Here is a 19,656-nt window from a genome sequence, read left to right on the forward strand (position 1 = left end):
GGTTCTTTATACTTGAGTGCTTATTTCAAACAGTCGTTTAATCGTTAATTGAACAGGATATTGACAGCATGAAGTTTACCGGTACCGAGAAATACGTAGCCACTGACGACCTGCAAATGGCGGTGAATGCGGCTATCACGCTGCAGCGGCCGTTACTGATCAAGGGTGAGCCCGGCACCGGTAAAACCCTGCTGGCCGAGGAAATGGCCGCGGCGCTGGGCATGCGCCTGATTCCCTGGCACATCAAGTCCACCACCAAGGCCCAGCAGGGTCTCTACGAATACGATGCAGTCTCGCGCCTGCGGGATTCCCAACTCGGTGACGAGAAGGTCAAGGACATCAGCAACTACATCGTCAAGGGCAAGCTCTGGGAAGCTTTCGAGTCTGAGGAACAGGTTGTCCTGCTGATTGACGAGATCGACAAGGCGGATATCGAGTTCCCGAATGACCTGCTGCTGGAACTGGACCGCATGGAGTTCTTTGTCTACGAGACACAAAAGCTCGTGCGCGCGAAACACCGCCCCATCATTGTTATTACCAGTAACAACGAGAAAGAGCTGCCGGACGCCTTTCTGCGCCGCTGCTTCTTCCATTACATCAGCTTCCCGGACCACGACACCATGAAGAGCATTGTGGACGTGCACTTCCCGGGCCTGCAGCAGCAGGTGGTGCGGGATGCACTGGAAGTATTCTTCGATGTACGCAAGGTGCCGGGCCTTAAGAAGAAACCTTCTACCTCTGAACTGATCGACTGGCTGAAATTGCTGATGGCGGACGAATTGTCTGCCAAAATGTTGCAGGAAAAGGATACCAGTTCCGCCTTGCCGCCATTGTATGGCGCCCTGGTGAAGAACGAGCAGGATGTCCACCTGTTGCAGAAACTGGCCTTCATGGCCCGTCGTCGCGGCTGAAATCCGGCAAGAGCAGCACTGTATGTTGATTGATTTTTTTCTCGAAGTCCGGCGCGCAAAGGTACCCGCCAGCCTGCGTGAATTCCTCGATCTGCTGGAAGCCCTGCAGAACCGGCTGGCCTTTGCCAACATGGAGGAATTCTACTATCTGGCGCGGGTGTGCCTGGTCAAGGATGAGCGCCATTTCGACAAGTTCGACCGTGCCTTTCAGGCCTATTTCGAGGGTATTGAAAACCTCGATGACCTGATGGAAGCACTGATTCCGGACGACTGGTTACGGGCGGAATTCGAAAAGCAGTTGTCTGAGGAAGATAAGGCAAAGATCGATTCCCTGGGGGGCCTGGAAGAGCTGATTGAAACCTTCAAGAAGCGTATGGAAGAACAGAAGGAACGTCACCAGGGTGGCAACAAGTGGATTGGTACCGGTGGTACTTCTCCTTTTGGTGCCAATGGTTACAACCCCGAAGGCTTCCGTATTGGCCAGAACAAGGGCCGTCATGGCCGGGCTGTGAAGGTTTGGGAGAAGCGTGAGTTCAAGGATCTGGACGACAGCATTACCCTGGGCATCCGCAATATCAAAGTGGCCATGCGCCGGTTGCGGAAATTTGCTCGCCAGGGTGCTGCCGACCAGCTGGACATGGATGACACCATTCGCTCCACAGCCCGAAACGCTGGTTACCTGGACCTGAAAATGGTTCCGGAACGGCACAATGCGGTGAAGGTGCTGATTTTCTTCGATGTCGGTGGTTCCATGGACCCTCACGTGCGGGTGTGCGAAGAGCTTTTCTCCGCCGCCCGGATGGAGTTCAAGCACATGGAATACTTCTACTTCCACAACTTCGTCTATGAGAGTGTGTGGAAGAACAACATTCGCCGGATGAACGAAACCACCAGCACCTGGGACATCCTTCACAAGTACACCCCGGACTACAAGGTGATCTTTGTGGGTGATGCCACCATGGCCCCCTATGAGATTTCACACCCTGGCGGTTCCATAGAACACTGGAACGAAGAAGCCGGGGCGACATGGTTCCAGCGCATTACTGATCATTTCCGCAAGGTGGTGTGGATTAATCCGCTTCCGGAGAGTTACTGGGGGCAGGGTGGTTCACTGGGTATGACCCGGCAGCTGGTGAATGACCACATGTACCCACTCACGATTGAAGGCCTGGAATCGGCCATGAGGCAGTTGAGCAAATAAAAAAAGCCGATGCGGTTGAGAGCATCGGCTAAGCTCGGCATATCAAACGGGGTGGCTAAAATAGCTTCCCCGCACTTCTCTCCCTGCAAGTCCGGGGCCATGTAAATTTAGACCCTAACAATCAATAGGTTAGCGTTTTTCTCGGCGATCCGACGTAACGTGACACTCCTCTCTGTTTTGCCCTTGTCAAAAAAACCGACGCTTTCGACTTTCCAATTGGTGATCTGGATACCGTTCTTGCCTGTTACCAAGTGTTACTCTTTCTGCCAGTTTGTTACGGAACATTGCTGGAGGCAGAACGCGTATGATCGCCGGGACGCAGGTTATAGCGCAGGTAACAGAGCCGGTTCGACGTAGATTCGGACTCACGGTGGCCGTGGCTGCGGTATTGTTCCTAACCCTGGCCCTTTTAGCGCCAGGGTTACTCGCCGATACGCTGGACACCGAGATAGATCGCCTGAAAGCCGACGTAGCGGACCTCAGCCAGACCCTTTACGAGCTCGAAGAAGACGTGCTTTATCCCGCCGATACACAGGTGGCAGTTTTCCTGACACTCAAGGATCGGGAAGGGCTTGAGCTCGATACAGTGGAGCTGTATCTCGATGACATGCCAGTGGCTTCCCATCTTTATACCGAGCGGGAACGCACGTCACTGAAGCGCGGCGGCGTTCAGCGACTTTACCTCGGTAACCTTCCCCATGGGGCCCACCAGCTGAGAGCCGTACTCACCGCCCGATCGGCAAACGAGCGATTTGTTCGCAGAGAAGTCACTCACGATTTCCGCAAACGTCCCGGCGAATCCCGTATCCAGATGACACTGGATGCCCGGGCGCCCGACTTCGAACCGGTTGTTTCGTTTCAGGAATGGAAGTAGGGCGGAATTATGGTGCGGAGACTTCGGCTCGTTACATGCAATGCTTTTATTCTCGTCGCGCTGGCCTGTATGCCGACGCACGGCCATGCTGCGAGTAATGCCGGGGAAGAACTGATCGGTGGACTCGCAAAATTCGCCCTGGACTCCGGAGACCCGGCCGCGGCATTGCGCTACACCCATAATTTGCCCACCGAAGAGGGCCAGCTTGTCCGCGCCAGAGCGATGATCGCAACCGGTAGTGGCGATAGGGCCCGTGGGCTGCTTGAGCAACTTGTCGCAGGGCAATACTATCGCGGCCAGGCCGCTCTGCTGCTGGCAGATCTGGCAACAGGCAGGGGTGAACCGGAGATCGCGGGGAACTATCTTGAAACCGCGGCAGAGCTTTCCCATGGTGACGTACGCCAGCAGGCCCTGTATCGGCTGGCAGAGATACGTCGTGAGGCGGGTGAAACAGACGGGGCCGGGCAACTGCTCGCTTCCATGGAGCCAGGTTACTGGTCAGCCCTGGGTTACATGAATATCGCTGCCGAGTATGGCAAACGGGACCTGAATCCGTCCCGTGCACTAGTGGCATTGCGCGTGGCGTTGGCCATGACTGAAGAAGACTCCGACAGCCGGCGCCGCGAGGAGCTGAAAAGCCGGCTTCTGGTCCGGGCAGGGCACCTGGCCCATAAGCACGAGGACTATGATAAGGCCATCCGTTTTCTGGAAAAGGTGCCTCTCGAAAGCTACAGCACACCGCAGGGCCTGTATCTTCATGGTCTGGCGTTATCCGCTAACGGCAACCACAGGGCGGCAATGCAATCCTGGCATCGCGCCAGGAAATACCCGCTGGCTTACCCGGGCGTGGCAAACGCCTGGCTTGGGACCGGGCGGGGGTATGATCTTTCCGGCTATCTCGGTCAGGCGGGGGAAGCCTACCTGGCGGCCAACGCCTCATTCGAGAGCGAGCGGGTTACCCTGCGAAAACTGGCAGACCAGATCCGCAATAAAGGCGCCTACCAGGCCCTGGTCAGGGATGCCAGGGATTCCAACGCCGAGTGGTTCCTCGCAGACAGCCGGACACTGACCCAGCCAAGAACCGCTTACCTGCTGCGGTTCATGGAAAAGCCCGGAGCGCAGGAAGCCGTCAGGCGCGTAGCGGAACTGGAGGAGATTGACTATCAGTTTGCTCAGCGTGAAGTTGGCCTTGACGTCTTCCGTCGTGCGATCAGGGAACGTCTGGGGTCTGCTAATGCTTCGCCCGCTCATATCGCTGGCTTTAACGATGAAATCGAGGCACTGACCGCGCGCGTTGCGGCGCTGAAGGAGCGTGCCGTCTCTGTTCCCGGGCAGGAGGCGTTAAGGGGCGCCGCGCATACATTGGCGGACCTGAAGGCGTCTCTCGGGAAGCTGGAGCAGAGGCTGGCAGCGAGAGACCGGCACCTGAACGAACTGCTCTCCCGCACGGATGAGGCCCTTGAGCGGGTACGAAGGGTTCGTAGCCGGGCCGCCCGACTCCAGGTGGAAGCGGAAAAGACCCTCGACGAGATGGCGTTGGCCTTTGTGGAAGATCAGGACGAGCGCATGACCTTTGCCCTTGAGCGTTCCGAGCAGCAGATAGCTCATCTTTATGAATATCTCGCGCTGCAGAACATTGAACGGGGTGACCAGTGAGACGCCTGCCGTACCTTTGTCTGACCCTGTTGCTGGCTGGCGAGAGCACCATGGCCCAGGAGTCTTTTCGGGTAGAACTGGGGCGCGATGGCGAAACCATCGGCGATATGCGGCCGGTGTTTCTCGAGTTTAAATCCCGCCCCATGCCCGCCATATCTCCCGCTGAAGTGGCACGGCGCTACCAGCGGCTGTTCGATAACTCTGATGAGCCTGAAGTACGGATTGATGCACTGAACCGTTTATCGAATATCCAGAAGGTCACTGAGCAGGACGTCAGTTTCAGCAGTGAGCGAGAACAGCAGGTATATCGTCAGGCCCTGGACAGCTACGAGTCCATTCTTGACCGGGGGGCCTATCAGGGCCGGCTTGATGAGTTGCTGTACCAGATGGCCAAAGCCCATGCCTACACCGGGCAGGGGGAAGAGTCTATCGATCGTCTGCGCCAGCTTGTGGGCCTGTACCCCTCTTCGTCCCTCGTCCCGGAAGCAAGGTTCCGCATTGCTGAATCGGCATTCTCGGCCGGCGACTATGCCGTGGCTGAGTCTGAGTACAGCCGCGTAATCTCAGGGGATGGGGCGGAAAGTCTCAAAACCAAGGCGCAATACATGCAGGGCTGGAGCCAGTACAAACAGGGCCCTTCCGCATGGGAAAGAGCCGGGGAAACGTTTCTCGCTGTACTGGATCGCTTCAGTGATGAGACCGACAGCTTTCGCCAGATCCCTGCCAATGAGGCCGGGTTGGTCAACGACACCTTCCGGATTGTTGCGCTGATGGCCGCAGATGCCAGAGGGGCTGAGTCACTGGCTCAATGGTTGAACAGGGCTGGCGGCAAGGGCTACGACTATCTGCTTTATGATCGCCTCGCTGACTACTATGCCGGCAAGGCCAGATACCAGGAGAGTGTGGCGGTCAACCGCCGCTTTGTTGAAAAGCATCCGAACCACCCCGCAGTCCCCGCATTCCTTGCCCAGAACGTGGACGTCTGGCTGATGGCCGGGCGGTCAGATCAGGCGCGGGAAGCGCGGGCGCACTACGTAAACGCGTTTGCGGACGACGAGCGCTACCGGATGATTACCGGGGCTGACCGTCAGCGTTGGCAGGATTTCAGCCGCCTGTTGGCAGACTACCATTACGACCAGGCGGAAGAAGCACCGGCTCACCTCAGGCAGCAACAGTTTCAGCTGGCCGCAGACTACTACCGCCAGCTGGCGTCACGGATTACCGACCCAGGGGAAGTCCTCAGGCTTTCCGGGGATGCGTTCCTGCAGGCGGGAGAGTATCAGGATGCACTTACCGCGTTCCGGCATGCTGCTTATGAAAAGGGTGACTATTCCGGTGCCTCCGATGCAGCCTGGGCTGCGGTAGTGCTTCAGCGCGGAGCCGTTGACAGCCGCTATGCACTGGCTGCCACCTTGGACGATCTGGCGCAGGAAGCAGACCGTTTTGCCGCGAACTTTCCTCAGGATCGACGCCTACCGGGACTGCACGCCGATGTTGCCAACCGGATGCAGGCGCAGAATCGTCAGGCCGACGCATTGCGCTTTGCTGAGGCCGCCATTGCCCATCCGGCGGCCAATGTTCAGGAACGGTACAGTGCCTGGCTGGTTTCCGGAAACGCATACGTTGCCAGTGAGTCGTTTGGTTTGGCTGAAAACGCCTGGCGCGAGTCTTTGGCGTTACTGGAATCCCGTGAATTGTATGACAGACAGGGCGAAGACAGCCAAAGTCTCCAGCGCCAACTGGCAAGCAGTATCTACTATCAGGGCGAGCAGGCTGCCACAGAGGGCAAAACAGATCAGGCTGTTGCCCATTATCAGCGGGTGGAGTCAGTGCTCCCGGGCTCTGATATTGCCATCAAGGGCCGTTACGACGCGGCCAATACGTTGCTAAAAGCGCAGCAATGGCAGGCGGCGGTCAATGAGCTAAATCGTTTCCGTGCCGACTATCCGCAACATGAGCTTTCCAACACCGTCAGTGAAAAGCTGGTATTTGCCTACCAGTCATCAGAGCAACCCGTTCGGGCCGCAGACGAACTAATGACAGAGAGAGGGGGCGAGTCACCATCGTGGGAGCGTCAGCTCAGAGCAGCCGAGCTGTATCATCAGGCCAGTGCCTTTGAACGGCGCAACCGCATTTATGTGGCATGGCTGAACAGTGATGCAGTCGCTCTTACCCTATCCGATGCTGACACCCACCTACGCAATCAAACAATGCGCCAGCGCCTGGTAGAGGGTGGTGTTGAGCCATACAGGTATCGCGCCGAGCTGGTTGAGCAGGAACTGGCCAGCCAGTGGCGCTCGGAGGATACCCTCACCTGGGCCGGACGGGCCGCGATGGTGTTGGGTGAACGCGAAGCGGAGCGGTTTGCAGAAGTGGCTTTGCAACATCCCCTGGGGCCCTCGCTCGAGAAAAAACAGCAGGCCCTGGAGGCAGCCCGGTCGCGCCTGTCGCAGGCTGAACAGCTTGATGGTGACGCCCTGGGCTCGGAAATTCTGTATCGGCGGGCTGAACTCTACCGGGTAATGGCAGACGACCTGATGGCCTCAGAAGCGCCTTCAGAACTGAACGAGCTCGAGACGATGCAGTATCAGATGCTGCTGGAGGAAGAGGCTTATCCGTTTGAAGAGAAAGCCATCAAGCTGCATGCCAGGAACCATCAGCGGGTGGCGGACGGTGTGTTCGATCATTGGGTCGAGCAAAGTCTTCAGGTGCTGGCAAAACTGTTTCCCGGCCGCTATGAGCGGGACGTTCGATGGATGACATGGAATGAGGAGCCCAATGATGGTGCCTGATGTGCTTCGCTCCCTGGTGGTGATGTCGTGTCTTGTTGTGCTTGTCACCGGATGTGCCAGTACGCCCGAGCCTCTCCCGGCGGAGGATAACAGCGCCGAGGCAGGAAATCTGGTTCGCGAGGCATGGCAGGCGCAGCAACAGGGCAACACCGACAGTGCACTGGATCAGTACCGCCAGGCTTTCAGCCTGGACCCGGGCAATGCCATGACGGCGAACAACCTGGCCTTGCTGTTGCGGGAACAGGGGCGTTTCGCTGAGGCCGTATCGATACTTAAAAAAGGCCTGGAACATTCGCCGGATACGGAAGAGCTGCATTACAACCTGGCGGTTATCTCCGAGCTTTATCTGCTCGACCTGGATACCGCCTTACGTCACTACCGGATTTATAAGGATCTTTCCAAAGCCGAAGGTAAACAGGTGGCCGGCTGGATTGCGGACCTGGAAAGGAGGGTCGAATAGATGAGCAAAACCGTCCTGATAACCGTTACCGGGCTGATCGGGCTGCTGGCAGCCATCTCACCAAAGGCTCTGGCGACGGAAAGTGAAACCGTAGCGCTTGCGGTGGAGGGCATTACCCGGCACACCGGGGACGATGACCCGGCAGTGCTCTACATTCTGCCCTGGCAGCCACCGACCCTCCCGCGCCGCACCCGGGCGGAGCTGGAGGCCGGTAATGAAGAATTGCTTGAACCCAAGGATCCGTTGACGCTGGAGCGTCACCGGAGATTTCGTGAAACGCTGAATCCATCACTGGATTCCATCCTGTCCCTGCAGTGAAAACGGGAGTCTGAATATGCTGGAAACTGTTGTTCGTTTTTTTCAGGAAGGTGGCCCCTTCATGTATCCGATCGCCATGGTGTTGGCCGTGGGCCTGGCCATCACGATTGAGCGGTTTGTATATCTGGCGTCGGTGCGTCGCCGGAACCGGGTGGCGTTCGAGAAAGGCATCCTGCCGCTCTTGCGAAAGCGGGACTACCAGCGTGCCATGAAAGCGGCCAGCAGTTCCGACAGCGCCATCGCGTCCATTATGAGTGCCGGTATCGGCAGGCTCCTGAACAATCACCCTCGCGAAGATGTGGAATACGCCATGGAAGAGGGGCTGATGGAAGTACTGCCCAGGCTGGAAAAGCGCACCCAGTACCTTGCGACCCTTGCCAACGTCGCCACCCTGCTGGGGCTGCTTGGTACCATCATCGGCCTGATTGCCGCATTCACGGCGGTGGCCGCGGCAGACCCGTCACAGAAGGCATCGCTGTTGTCGGAAAGCATTTCCGTTGCGATGAATACCACCGCCTTCGGGCTGATGTCCGCCATTCCGTTACTGATGTTCCACGCGTTGCTCCAGACCCGTACCAATGAAATAGTCGACAGTTTCGAAATGGCCGGCGTGAAGCTATTGAACATCATTTCCGAGCAGTCTTCACCACGACAGTCCGCCGCCTGAGCTGGGGTTCGCAGTATGAGACGAAAGCATCGCAGGCTTGCCAGCAACCCGGAACTGGACATTACGCCGTTCCTGAATCTGATGATCGTGCTGGTGCCGGTTCTTTTGTTGGGCATGGTGTTCAGCCAGATCCGCATGATTGAACTGAACTTCCCCGGCATGGAAGCTGGAGAGGCACCGGAGGCTGAGGAGCTGCGGCTTGTGGTCGCCCTGATTCCGGAGGGTCTGGAAGTGCTGGACAGTGAGCGCGGTGTAATTCGGACCCTACCGCTGGTTGAGGGAGAGCAGGATTTCGACGGCCTGCGGGAAACCCTGAAACAGATCAAGGAACGGGTTCCTGACAAGACCGATATCGTCCTTGAGGTCGGCCCCGATGTTGACTATCAGACACTCGTCACCACCATGGATACCCTTCGTTCCTACCCTGCCGTGGTGGCCGCCAGTGTGGTCGAAGGGGAACTGTTTCCCGACGTTGCCCTGGCCGACGCACCGGAAGACCGGATGCTGACGGGCACAGGGGAGGGTGCATGAAAACATCTCGCCGCGCCCGCCGAATGCAGAGACACTACCGGCGCATGCACCGGCCTGGTGGCCTCAATCTGGTATCCCTGATGGATATCTTCACCATTCTGGTGTTCTTTCTGATGGTGAACTCTTCCGATGTGAAAGTAATGCAGAATACGGCCGAGGTGTCGCTTCCAGAGTCCACCGCCAAGAATGACGCTGTGGAATCCATGATGGTGCAGGTGATTGGCCAGTCTATTCTGGTTCAGGGTCGTGAAGTGGCGCGGCTGGACAGTATCGAGACCGGCGACAGGACGATCGGCGGGCTGGCGGAAGAACTTGCATGGGTCAGGGACCGCAGGGGAGATGTGCCAGAGCAGGGTCACGAAGTGACTATTATGGCTGGGCGCACGACTGACTACCGGCTGCTGCGAAAGATCATGCAGACCTGTATCGATGAAGATTTCCGCCAGGTACGGCTGGCCGTGGAGTCAGCCGGGGAGGTAACCAGTGGCTGACCGACAGAATCTGTCTTCCGGGTTGCCCTGGGGTGCGGAGAAGGGGGAACGCCGCCGGTTTGTGCTGGCCCTTGTCGTCATGCTTGCGGTGTTTCTCCCCCCGGCATTACTCATTCCGACCCTGGATCTTCCGGAGCCGGATCGCAGTGAGGCTGAAACGATACCGCCCCAGTTGGCGCGTATGGTAGAGCAGCCAGAGCCTCCGAAGCCGGTCGTTCTGCCAGAACCGGAGCCAGAACCAGAACCCGAAGAGCCTGCCGCGCCGGAGCCGCAAGCCCCAGCCCCGCCGGTTGCCGAGACCGTCGAAGAAACGCCATCACCGGCGCCTGACCGGCCCGAGCCAGAACAGAGCGTGGAGCAGGCTCGCGAAACCGCGTCGCGTTCAGGGCTCCTGGCCATGAAGGATCAGCTAGCAAGTATGCGTGCGCCGGAACAGGACAGGGTGGAAACTCTTTCTGCAAATGTCGATGCTGCCGGTGCCTCCGATTCCAGCGAGCTGTTCGCGGCTGAAGCTGACAGGGCTTCAGCTCTGGCTGGCAGTGGCGGTGTAAGCCGTGAATTGGCCCCGGAAGCGGAAGTCGCCGTTGCCGGCCACGAAGTCCGGGAGGTCGAAATGGCGCAGGAAGCGGCGCCTGAGCCGGCAGCAGCGAAGGATGCAGGGCCGGGTGAACGCGCCATGAGTAACATCCGCCAGGTGTTTGATGCCCAGAAAACTGCGCTGTATTCGCTCTATCGCAGGGAATTGAGACAGGACCCGACCCTGGAGGGCAAAGTTATGCTGGAGCTGGTGATCGAGCCCGATGGCTCCGTCTCCCGCTGCGAGGTGGTGAGTTCAGAGCTGGACAATGATCACCTGGAGCAGCGTATCGCCACACGGGTACGCCTGTTCAATTTTGGTCAGGACGATGTGGAAACCCGCACAGTGAGATTCCCCATCGATTTCCTGCCAGGCTAGCGCTCAATGGTGATTTTGGGCAGGCGGGGTTTGCTGAATGACATTTTCTGGGTGGGGGCGATCACCTTCGCCTCGCCTGTGACTACCTGCTCATCATTCTGATTACGAACATCGCACGCCAGGGTGACGCGGTTCTTTCGTTCCTTGGCCAGCACTTTCAGGTGGACGGTGAGGGTGTCGTCCAGTTTTACCGGGCGCTTGAACGCCAGGCTCTGCTCCAGATAGATAGTGCCCGGGCCGGGCATCACGGTGGCCAGGGCTGCGGATATCAATGATCCACTCCACATGCCATGGGCAATGCGCTCCCGGAACGTGGATTCGGCGGCGAATTCGGAATCCAGGTGGACCGGATTAACATCACCGGATACTGCGGCAAAGAGCACCAGTTCATCTTCGGTGAGCGTCTTTACAAAGGTTGCTGAGTCACCTTCCTGAAGTTCTTCGTAGGTAATGTTTTCAAGCGTATCGAGAGTATCGCTCATATGGGCTCCGCCGAGGGTCCTGGTGGGTAAACAGCCAATCTGGTTATTGGTTGTAAATGCTACAGTGCTGTTTCGAAAACTACCTCATCGTTCACAAAACTGCTATTCTCTCCCGACTTTTCGAGGCTGATACTTTTGTCTGGTTGATTTTTTGATCAAACCGATATCGGTACACATTATAAGCACAAACGCCTAACAGGAGATGGTGATGGATTTTGAGCAGTTCTATCAGGATAAATACCCCGCCGGTGTGTCTCGCGACGTAAACCTGGACAAGTACACCAGCATGGTGGACGTATTTGATCAGGCGGTGAAAAAGTACGCCGACCGGCCTGCCTTCAGCGCTGTTGGCGCTACGCTCACCTATCGCGATCTGGATACCCAGAGCCGTAATTTTGCCGCCTGGCTGCAGAACAAGACCGATCTGAAACCCGGGGACCGGATTGCGGTTCAGATGCCCAATGTCTCCCAGTACCCCGTTGTTGTCTTTGGTGCCATGCGCGCTGGCCTGATCGTGGTGAATACCAACCCACTGTATACCACCCGCGAGATGGAGCACCAGTTTAACGATTCTGGCGCTAAAGCGCTTGTCGTACTCGCCAACATGGCCAACAACGCCGAAAAAGTGCTCCCCCATACAGGCATCGAGCACGTTATCGTGACCGAAGTTGCAGACATGCACTCGCCCCTGAAGCGCACGCTGATGAACGCGGCCGTAAAACACCTGAAGAAAATGGTGCCTGCCTATAATCTCCCCCAGGCCCACAAACTGCCAGCGGTGCTCAGCGCCGGCAGCAAGGAAAAGTTCACCCCGGTCGAATGCAAGAAAGACGATATCGCCGTATTGCAGTATACCGGGGGCACCACGGGTGTTGCCAAGGGCGCCATGCTGACCCATGGAAACCTGGTAGCAAACCTGTTGCAGGTTCGCCCGATGATGGAAGACACCGTAGAAGAGGGTAAGGAAGTGGTGGTCGCGCCGCTGCCGCTTTACCATATCTACTCGTTTACCCTGAACTGCGGCATCATGCTGGAAGCCGGCGCCCATAACGTGCTTATTCCGAACCCCCGTGATATTCCGGGCTTTGTGAAGGAGCTCAAGAACCACAAGTTCACCGCGTTCCTGGGCCTGAACACCCTGTTTGTGGCGCTGTGTAACAACGAAGAGTTCCAGGATCTGGACTTCAGCGGCCTTAAGCTGACCTCCTCCGGCGGTATGGCTCTCACCAGCGACACCGCCAAGATGTGGCAGCGTGTGACCGGTTGTGAAATCAGTGAAGGTTACGGCATGACCGAGACCTCGCCTGTGGTTACCTTCAACCCCAACAGTGCCATTCAGCTCGGCACCATCGGCCTGCCGATTCCGGGTACCGAAATCAAGACCATTGACGATGACGGCAACGAGACTCCGATTGGCGAGCCTGGCGAGCTGTGTGTGAAAGGCCCGCAGGTGATGCGCGGCTACTGGCAGCGTCCGGAAGATACCCAGAAGTCCTTTACTGATGATGGCTTCCTGAAAACCGGCGATATCGCCCTGATTCAGGAAGATGGTTACATCCGTATCGTGGATCGCAAGAAGGACATGATTATCGTGTCTGGCTTCAATGTGTTCCCGAATGAAATAGAAGATGTTGTGAGCGGTCATCCAAAAGTGGTTGAATGTGCCGCAGTCGGCGTAGAAGATGCCAAAAGCGGCGAAGCCGTAAAGGTCTTCCTGGTACCCACCGCCGAAGGTGTTACAGAGAACGAACTGAAAGAGTTCTGTCGGGAACGCCTGACTGCCTACAAGGTGCCCAAGTCGTTCGAATTCCGCGACGAGCTGCCAAAAACCAACGTTGGCAAGATCCTGCGCCGTGAGCTCCGGGACGAAGCCAACAACAAGTAAAAGGCCCGATGACCCAAGCCCCACCCGAACAGCCAGCGAATGCACCAGACAGCAGGGCGGCCGTAAAGGCCGTCCTGGAACAGCTGGACACCTGCAATCAGATTGAAGCAGCCCGTATTCGCAAGCTGGTGGCCCGTAAAAAAGGCCACCCGGGGCAGAAGGACCTCGAAAAAATGGCGCAATGGCTTGACCGCGGTCAGGCCAGGGTCAGAGAGCGCCTGGCACTGCATAAACCTGCCACCTTTCCACCATCGTTGCCGGTATCGGACCGCGTCGATGATATTCGCCAGGCCATCGAACAGAATCAGGTAGTCATCATCGCCGGGGAAACCGGTTCCGGCAAGACTACCCAGATCCCCAAAATTTGTATGAACAGCGGCCGTGGCATCCGCGGGCTGATTGGGCACACCCAGCCCAGGCGGATTGCCGCCCGAACGGTCGCAGGCCGCATTGCCGAGGAATTGGGAGAGCAGCCCGGGGGCCAGGTGGGCTACCAGGTGCGCTTCACAGATACCACCTCCGAACAGTCGCGGCTGAAAGTGATGACTGATGGCATTCTGCTGTCGGAAGTCCAGCACGACCGTTTTCTCGATCGTTACGACACCCTGATTATCGACGAGGCCCACGAACGCAGCCTCAACATCGATTTCCTGATGGGGTACCTGCGGCAGCTGTTGCCGAAACGCCCCGACCTGAAGGTGGTTATCACCTCTGCCACCATCGAAGTAGAGCGATTCAGCCAGTTCTTCAATGACGCGCCGGTGATTGAGGTCAGCGGCCGTACCTTTCCGGTGGATATTCGTTATCGCCCCCTGACCGGTGATGAGGATGATAGGGACCAGGGATGGACCGACGGTGTGCTCCGGGCCATGGAGGAAATCGAGCAGCATGAGCGCGCGGAAAAACAACCGCCGGGCGATGTGCTGGTATTTCTCCCGGGTGAGCGGGAAATCCGTAGCCTGAGCAAAGTCCTGCGTCACGCCGACCTGCGCCATACCGAGGTGTTGCCGCTCTATTCCCGCCTGAGCAACCAGGAACAGAACCGGATATTCCAGAGCCATCGTGGCCGGCGGATGGTGCTTTCCACTAACGTGGCGGAAACCTCCCTGACGGTGCCGGGTATCCGTTATGTGATTGACACGGGCATGGCGCGGATCAGCCGCTATAGTGTGCGCTCCAAGATCCAGCGCCTGCCTATTGAGCCGGTATCGCAGGCCAGTGCCAACCAGCGCGCGGGGCGGTGTGGCCGCGTGGCACCGGGCATTTGTTTCCGGCTGTATGACGAGACGGATTTCATTAACCGCCCGGAGTACACGGACCCGGAGATCCTTCGCACCAACCTGGCATCGGTTATTCTGCAGATGACCACGTCCGGGCTGGGGGACATCCGACATTTCCCGTTCCTGGAGGCGCCGGACGCCCGCCTGATCAATGACGGCTACAAACTGCTGGAAGAACTGGGGGCGGTGGACGACAAGCGTCGGGTCACCGGTCTTGGCCGTACCATGGCGCGCTTGCCTCTGGACCCCCGTCTGGCCCGCATGCTGGTCACATCGTCGGAACAGGGCAGTCTTGCGGAAACCCTGGTGATCATCGCCGGCCTCAGTGTCCAGGACCCCAGGGAGCGGCCGCAGGACAAACAGCAGGCCGCCGACCAGGCTCATGCGCCGTTCAACGACAAGGAATCCGACTTCCTGACATTCCTGAATATCTGGAATTTCTACGAGGAACAACGCCAGGAACTGTCCCAGAACCAGCTCAAGAAGGTGTGCCAGAAAAGCTTCCTTTCCTGGATGCGGATGCGGGAATGGCGTGACATCCATCGCCAGCTCACGCTGATCTGCCGCGAACAGAAGCTCAGGCTGAACAAGGAAACCGCCAGTTACGAAGCTCTCCACAAGGCCATATTGGCCGGGCTGTTGGGGCAGGTCGCCGTCAAGCTGGAAAAAAAGGAATACCTGGCAACCCGCAATCGCAAGGTGATGATTTTTCCCGGCTCCAAGGTGTCGAAATCCGGTCCCAAGTGGATTGTGGCTGCTGAAATTGTCGAAACCAGCCGGGTTTTTGCCCGCGTGGTGGCAAAAATCGAGCCTGAATGGATTGAGCCTCTTGCCGGCCACGTGGTCAAGCATCATTACTTCGAGCCCCACTGGGAGCAGAAACGCGCCCAGGTGATGGGATACGAAAAAGTCAGCCTTTACGGCCTCGATATTATTCCGAAGCGGCGGATTCCCTACAGCAAGGTAGATCCGGCCGAGTGCCGCAACCTGTTTATCCGTCATGCGCTGGTGGAAGGGGATTACCAGTCCAAAGCGCCGTTCATTGCCCGTAATCGGGAGTTGCTGGATACCGTCGAGAACCTGGAGCGCAAGACCCGCCGCCGGGATCTTCTCGTGGAAGACGAAGTGTTGGTGGATTTCTACGACCAGCGCCTGCCGGCCGACGTTGTCAGTGGTCGACATTTTGAAAGCTGGTGGAAGCAGCTCAGTGCCGACGAACTCCGCAATATGGAGCTGACGGAGTCCGATATTCTCCAACGCCCGCTGGATCAGCAGGCTGGCAACCTGTACCCGGATTATCTGGAATGGGAGGGTGTGCGGTACCCGCTGAGTTACGAGTTCGAGCCCACCAGCGAACGGGACGGCGTCACCCTGCAGGCACCGGTGATGGCGCTGAAGCAACTGCCGGCCAGACGCCTTGAATGGCTGGTGCCGGGCCTGCTGCGGGAGAAGTGTATTGCGCTGGTCAAAGGATTGCCCAAGGCGTTGCGGCGCAACTTTGTACCGGTACCGGACTTTGTGGAGGCGGCACTGGGAAATCTCCAGCCTTCCAACGAACCCCTTGCACTGCAACTGGGAGAGGAGCTTCGGCGAATGACCGGCGTACGGATAGATCCGGATGCCTGGCCGCAGGACGATCTGCCAAAGCACCTGCGGATGAACCTGCGGGTTGTGGACGACGCCGGCAAACCCATCGCCGAGGGAAGGGAGACGGAGAAACTCCAAAGTGAGCTCGAAGGTCGGGCAGAAGCCGCGTTGTCCTCAGCTACCCGAACGCAGCCGGGGGAGGAACCTGCACGACTTTCGACAGGATGGGATTTCGGAGAACTGGCGCAATCGGTCAGAACCGAGAAAGGCGGCATGGAGGTAACTGTTTACCCGGCGCTGGAAGATCACGGCGATTCAGTTCGCCAGACCCGTTTCCTGGATCGCCTCACAGCGGAAGATGCTACCCGCAAGGCGGTGGCGAGGCTCATCCTGATACGGCTGGGCAGCAGATTAGATGATATCGACCGTAAACTACCTCACTTCAAAGCCTCTGCGCTGATGTTTGCACCGGTGGGAAAGGCCCGTGTGTTGTTGGACGACCTGTTACTCGCCACGGCCATGCAGCATTTCATTCCGGGGGAGATACCCCGTGACAGCGCCTCATTTGAACGGGTGTTCGATGCTGGTCGGGCCGAGTTTGTGCCGGCCCTGGAGGGGGCGGACGAGCGGCTACATCAGGCCATGACCGGCTATCATGGGATAATTAAGCAACTCAAAGGCAAAATCAGCCTGGCGCTGGCCAACAGCATGGCTGACTTGAAGTTTCAGCTCCAGAATCTTGTTTATCCGGGTTTTCTTGTAGCCACGCCGCCGGAGTGGCTGGGCCATTTTGGCCGCTATTTCGAGGCGGCCAGCGTCCGTTACGAAAAGATGCCCAGGGAGCTTGGCAGAGAAAGGGAGTTTCTGCATACCATGGAACCACTGTGGTCCCGTTACGCCAGTAAACGGGATGAACAGCAACGTCAGGGCGTGCGGGACCCGGAGTTGGTGCTGTACCGGTGGATGCTGGAAGAATTCCGGGTGTCTTTCTTTGCCCAGCAACTTGGTACGGCAGTGCCGGTTTCGGTGAAACGCCTCGACAGACAGTGGGAGAAAACCCGCGTCTAAGACAATGGTCGCCGCGGGCAAAACTCTGAGACTGTGTTAGTATTTGGGCAATATTGGTGCATTCTTAACTACGATGTGGGGTTAGCGTGATTAGAGCCGTTATCAGCGGGACCGGGTTGTATACACCGCCAGCAACCATTTCCAACGACGAGCTGGTGGAGGCATTCAATGCCTTCGTCGAACTCCACAATGCCCGTCATGCCGACGACATCGCCAGCGGGGATGTCGAGCCACTTCAGCCTTCTTCTTCTGCGTTTATTGAAAAGGCATCCGGCATCAAGCGCCGTCATGTTATCGACAAGGAAGGCATTCTGGACCCGGAGCGGATGTGCCCCAACATTCCGGACCGGAGCAATGATGAACCCTCGGTACAGTGCGAAATGTCAGTGACAGCGTGCAACGAGGCATTGAAACAGGCCGGCAAGTCTGCGTCGGATGTGGATGCCGTTATCGTGGCCTGTTCCAATATGCAGCGTCCGTACCCGGCTATTTCGGTGGAAGTTCAGGATGCCCTTGGTATTGAGGGCTTTGCCTACGACATGAATGTGGCCTGTAGCTCAGCTACTTTCGGCCTGCAGGCAGCAGTGAATGCGGTCGAGAACGGCACAGCGCGGGCAGTACTGGTGGTCAGTCCGGAGATCTGTTCCGGCCACCTGAACTTCCGTGACCGCGACAGCCACTTCATTTTCGGCGATGCCTGCACTGCCATCCTGGTCGAACGGGATACTGATGTCGCCGAAACCCAGGGTTACGAAATACTGGGAACCAGCCTGATAACGAAGTTCTCCAATAACATTCGGAATAACTTCGGTTTCCTGAACCGGGGCGACAAATCCGGCATCAACAAGCCGGACAAACTGTTTGTCCAGCAGGGCAGGAAGGTCTTCAAGGAAGTCTCGCCACTGGTGGCAGAAACCATTCTCAAGCAGCTTTCCAGCCTGTCGCTGTCACCGGATGATCTGAAGCGCATGTGGCTTCACCAGGCCAACCTGAACATGAATCAGCTGATCGCCCGTAAGGTTCTGGGGCGGGAAGCGACTACGGAAGAAGCGCCGGTTATTCTGGACGAATACGCCAACACCAGCTCAGCGGGCTCCATCATTGCCTTCCACAAACACAAGGATGATTTCAACGCTGGTGATCTGGGTGTTATTTGCTCGTTTGGTGCGGGCTATTCCATCGGCAGCGTAGTGGTTCGCCGCCGATAGAACAAGGCCACGAAGGGCGCTTGCGGTTAACTGGCCGCTAGCGCCCTGAGTTTGTCCGGCAGGGCCATGGATGTGCGATTGGTGCGGTCAAACCAGACAATCTTTGCGTAACCTTCCGCATAAAGCTCCCCGCTCTCGGCATCGGTCACGGTATGATAGGTGTCGAGGCTGGAATTGCCTGCCTTGTCAGCGTATGTTTTCACTTCCACCGTTGCCGGATGCGAAAGCTCCTTCAGAAAGGTGGCGCTGGTCTTTATAATGATGGGGCCGTCAGGGTCATTTTCTGCGCCAAGTTCAAGGGATGCCAGCCATAGGATGCGGGCTTCTTCGAAAAAGCGGAAATAGACCGTATTGTTGGCGTGTCCGTAGGCGTCCATATCACCCCATCGCAGCGGCATGGAAAGAGTGCTGACAAGATTTCCGGGTACTGACATCGGTATGCTCCTTTTTTAACAACCTCAGGTCTGATGATGAGACACGTTTTTTTTCGGCTCCCTTTACTCGGTGCCCTGTTTGCCTTGCTCCTGTTTGCAGGCATAGCGAAGGCGCAAACTGTCCAGCCGGCCAATCCGGACATGGCTGACCAAACGTTTGAGGCCCCGGCAAGTGAGGTCGATCCTTACGAGGGCTGGAACCGGAAGGTGTACCGTTTCAACGAAACCATTGATAACTGGTTTCTGAGGCCCATTGCCAAGGGTTATCGCTCTATTATGCCGGGTTTCGCCGACCGTGGGGTAACCAACTTTTTTAATAACCTTACAGAAATCCGCAACTTCGCCAACAGTATTTTCCAGCTCAAGGGCGAAGCGGCCGTGGTTGCCGCGGGACGGTTTACCTACAACACCGTGTTCGGGCTTGGCGGATTCATTGATGTGGCCACCATGTTCGAGCTGCCGGAACGGCCAGAGGATTTTGGCCAGACACTTGGCTACTGGGGCATGGAGTCCGGCCCCTATTTGATGCTTCCGTTCCTGGGCCCCTCAAACCCCCGGGACTTCGGCGGTTTTGCCACGGACTTCCTGGTGTTGCCGTCAGCTTGGGATCTGGCGGAAACCCCGGATGTATACTATGCCAGGGCATTGCAGGTGGTGGACAAGCGTGCCGACCTGATCCCCGCCGAAGCGTTCATGTCGGGTGATAACTATACATTTGTACGGAACGCCTACCTTCAGCGCCGTGCCTATCTGATTAACGATGGACGGACAGTGAATGATCCGTTTGCCAGCGATGATGACGAGGATCTGATGCTGGAGGACTTCTGACGGAAGGGTGAAGCAGGAACAAGGGAGG

The 19,656-nt window shown here is 57.5% G+C and carries 17 protein-coding genes; 15 read left to right on the forward strand and 2 right to left on the reverse strand.

Features of this window, described 5'->3' with window-relative positions:
• Nucleotides 1-68: 68 nt before the first annotated feature.
• The 11 genes from FO268_RS10100 to FO268_RS10150 all read left to right on the forward strand — a co-directional run bounded on the left by FO268_RS10100 (nt 69) and on the right by FO268_RS10150 (nt 10,856).
• Nucleotides 69-911 carry an AAA family ATPase gene (locus tag FO268_RS10100; RefSeq protein WP_150992531.1) on the forward strand — a complete coding sequence of 281 codons (843 nt, stop codon included), beginning with the start codon at nt 69-71 and terminating at the stop codon, nt 909-911.
• 22 nt (nt 912-933) lie between these two features.
• On the forward strand, nt 934-2,112 hold the full coding sequence (locus tag FO268_RS10105) for a vWA domain-containing protein (RefSeq protein WP_150992533.1): 1,179 nt from the start codon (nt 934-936) through the stop codon (nt 2,110-2,112).
• A gap of 304 nt (nt 2,113-2,416) precedes the next feature.
• The gene (locus FO268_RS10110; protein ID WP_225316587.1) at nt 2,417-2,986 is read left to right on the forward strand and encodes an AraC family transcriptional regulator; all 570 of its coding nucleotides are present in this window, start codon (nt 2,417-2,419) and stop codon (nt 2,984-2,986) included.
• A gap of 69 nt (nt 2,987-3,055) precedes the next feature.
• A complete protein-coding gene (locus tag FO268_RS10115) occupies nt 3,056-4,642 on the forward strand; it encodes a tetratricopeptide repeat protein (protein WP_150992535.1) in 1,587 nt (528 codons plus the stop codon).
• On the forward strand, nt 4,639-7,434 hold the full coding sequence (locus tag FO268_RS10120; protein ID WP_225316589.1) for a tetratricopeptide repeat protein: 2,796 nt from the start codon (nt 4,639-4,641) through the stop codon (nt 7,432-7,434). Before FO268_RS10115 ends, FO268_RS10120 begins: the two co-directional genes overlap by 4 nt.
• Nucleotides 7,421-7,894, forward strand: a complete 474-nt coding sequence (locus FO268_RS10125; protein ID WP_225316591.1) for a tetratricopeptide repeat protein — start codon at nt 7,421-7,423, stop codon at nt 7,892-7,894. Before FO268_RS10120 ends, FO268_RS10125 begins: the two co-directional genes overlap by 14 nt.
• Nucleotides 7,895-8,212 carry a hypothetical protein gene (locus tag FO268_RS10130; RefSeq protein WP_150992537.1) on the forward strand — a complete coding sequence of 106 codons (318 nt, stop codon included), beginning with the start codon at nt 7,895-7,897 and terminating at the stop codon, nt 8,210-8,212.
• A gap of 16 nt (nt 8,213-8,228) precedes the next feature.
• Complete coding sequence (locus FO268_RS10135; protein ID WP_150992540.1) at nt 8,229-8,879, forward strand: MotA/TolQ/ExbB proton channel family protein; 651 nt, start codon at nt 8,229-8,231, stop codon at nt 8,877-8,879.
• Nucleotides 8,880-8,894: 15 nt separating this feature from the next.
• On the forward strand, nt 8,895-9,410 hold the full coding sequence (locus tag FO268_RS10140) for an ExbD/TolR family protein (RefSeq protein WP_150992542.1): 516 nt from the start codon (nt 8,895-8,897) through the stop codon (nt 9,408-9,410).
• Nucleotides 9,407-9,901 carry an ExbD/TolR family protein gene (locus FO268_RS10145; protein ID WP_150992544.1) on the forward strand — a complete coding sequence of 165 codons (495 nt, stop codon included), beginning with the start codon at nt 9,407-9,409 and terminating at the stop codon, nt 9,899-9,901. Before FO268_RS10140 ends, FO268_RS10145 begins: the two co-directional genes overlap by 4 nt.
• Nucleotides 9,894-10,856: an AgmX/PglI C-terminal domain-containing protein gene (locus FO268_RS10150; protein WP_150992546.1), complete on the forward strand. Its 963-nt coding sequence runs from the start codon at nt 9,894-9,896 to the stop codon at nt 10,854-10,856. Before FO268_RS10145 ends, FO268_RS10150 begins: the two co-directional genes overlap by 8 nt.
• Here the strand turns inward: FO268_RS10150 and FO268_RS10155 are convergent.
• Complete coding sequence (locus FO268_RS10155; RefSeq protein ID WP_150992548.1) at nt 10,853-11,338, reverse strand: MaoC/PaaZ C-terminal domain-containing protein; 486 nt, start codon at nt 11,336-11,338, stop codon at nt 10,853-10,855. The genes FO268_RS10150 and FO268_RS10155 overlap by 4 nt on opposite strands.
• A 208-nt stretch (nt 11,339-11,546) precedes the next feature.
• Between FO268_RS10155 and FO268_RS10160 the strand changes: the two genes are divergently transcribed.
• The 3 genes from FO268_RS10160 to FO268_RS10170 all read left to right on the forward strand — a co-directional run bounded on the left by FO268_RS10160 (nt 11,547) and on the right by FO268_RS10170 (nt 18,366).
• The gene (locus FO268_RS10160) at nt 11,547-13,223 is read left to right on the forward strand and encodes a long-chain fatty acid--CoA ligase (RefSeq protein ID WP_150992550.1); all 1,677 of its coding nucleotides are present in this window, start codon (nt 11,547-11,549) and stop codon (nt 13,221-13,223) included.
• A gap of 8 nt (nt 13,224-13,231) precedes the next feature.
• On the forward strand, nt 13,232-17,158 hold the full coding sequence (hrpA, locus tag FO268_RS10165) for an ATP-dependent RNA helicase HrpA (protein ID WP_191966939.1): 3,927 nt from the start codon (nt 13,232-13,234) through the stop codon (nt 17,156-17,158).
• Nucleotides 17,159-17,244: 86 nt separating this feature from the next.
• Complete coding sequence (locus FO268_RS10170) at nt 17,245-18,366, forward strand: beta-ketoacyl-ACP synthase III (protein WP_150992552.1); 1,122 nt, start codon at nt 17,245-17,247, stop codon at nt 18,364-18,366.
• Nucleotides 18,367-18,392: 26 nt separating this feature from the next.
• Here FO268_RS10170 and FO268_RS10175 read toward each other — a convergent pair whose 3' ends face one another.
• Entirely contained in the window at nt 18,393-18,800 is a 408-nt protein-coding gene (locus FO268_RS10175) for an acyl-CoA thioesterase (RefSeq protein WP_150992554.1), read from the reverse strand.
• A gap of 36 nt (nt 18,801-18,836) precedes the next feature.
• Here FO268_RS10175 and FO268_RS10180 point away from each other — a divergent pair, with 36 nt between their 5' ends.
• Nucleotides 18,837-19,628 carry an MlaA family lipoprotein gene (locus tag FO268_RS10180; RefSeq protein WP_150992556.1) on the forward strand — a complete coding sequence of 264 codons (792 nt, stop codon included), beginning with the start codon at nt 18,837-18,839 and terminating at the stop codon, nt 19,626-19,628.
• Nucleotides 19,629-19,656: the final 28 nt, after the last annotated feature.

Source organism: Marinobacter denitrificans, assembly GCF_008795955.1.
Taxonomy (GTDB): domain Bacteria; phylum Pseudomonadota; class Gammaproteobacteria; order Pseudomonadales; family Oleiphilaceae; genus Marinobacter; species Marinobacter denitrificans.

What these genes read in the sequence shown, in the direction of transcription:
- FO268_RS10135 (WP_150992540.1), top strand. Translation starts at nt 8,229, where the DNA reads ATGCTGGAAACTGTTGTTCGTTTTTTTCAGGAAGGTGGCCCCTTCATG.
- hrpA (WP_191966939.1), top strand. Translation starts at nt 13,232, where the DNA reads ATGACCCAAGCCCCACCCGAACAGCCAGCGAATGCACCAGACAGCAGG.
- FO268_RS10160 (WP_150992550.1), top strand. Translation starts at nt 11,547, where the DNA reads ATGGATTTTGAGCAGTTCTATCAGGATAAATACCCCGCCGGTGTGTCT.
- FO268_RS10100 (WP_150992531.1), top strand. Translation starts at nt 69, where the DNA reads ATGAAGTTTACCGGTACCGAGAAATACGTAGCCACTGACGACCTGCAA.
- FO268_RS10155 (WP_150992548.1), bottom strand. Translation starts at nt 11,338, where the DNA reads ATGAGCGATACTCTCGATACGCTTGAAAACATTACCTACGAAGAACTT.
- FO268_RS10110 (WP_225316587.1), top strand. Translation starts at nt 2,417, where the DNA reads ATGATCGCCGGGACGCAGGTTATAGCGCAGGTAACAGAGCCGGTTCGA.
- FO268_RS10115 (WP_150992535.1), top strand. Translation starts at nt 3,056, where the DNA reads ATGCCGACGCACGGCCATGCTGCGAGTAATGCCGGGGAAGAACTGATC.
- FO268_RS10180 (WP_150992556.1), top strand. Translation starts at nt 18,837, where the DNA reads ATGAGACACGTTTTTTTTCGGCTCCCTTTACTCGGTGCCCTGTTTGCC.
- FO268_RS10105 (WP_150992533.1), top strand. Translation starts at nt 934, where the DNA reads ATGTTGATTGATTTTTTTCTCGAAGTCCGGCGCGCAAAGGTACCCGCC.
- FO268_RS10145 (WP_150992544.1), top strand. Translation starts at nt 9,407, where the DNA reads ATGAAAACATCTCGCCGCGCCCGCCGAATGCAGAGACACTACCGGCGC.
- FO268_RS10130 (WP_150992537.1), top strand. Translation starts at nt 7,895, where the DNA reads ATGAGCAAAACCGTCCTGATAACCGTTACCGGGCTGATCGGGCTGCTG.
- FO268_RS10140 (WP_150992542.1), top strand. Translation starts at nt 8,895, where the DNA reads ATGAGACGAAAGCATCGCAGGCTTGCCAGCAACCCGGAACTGGACATT.
- FO268_RS10125 (WP_225316591.1), top strand. Translation starts at nt 7,421, where the DNA reads ATGATGGTGCCTGATGTGCTTCGCTCCCTGGTGGTGATGTCGTGTCTT.
- FO268_RS10175 (WP_150992554.1), bottom strand. Translation starts at nt 18,800, where the DNA reads ATGTCAGTACCCGGAAATCTTGTCAGCACTCTTTCCATGCCGCTGCGA.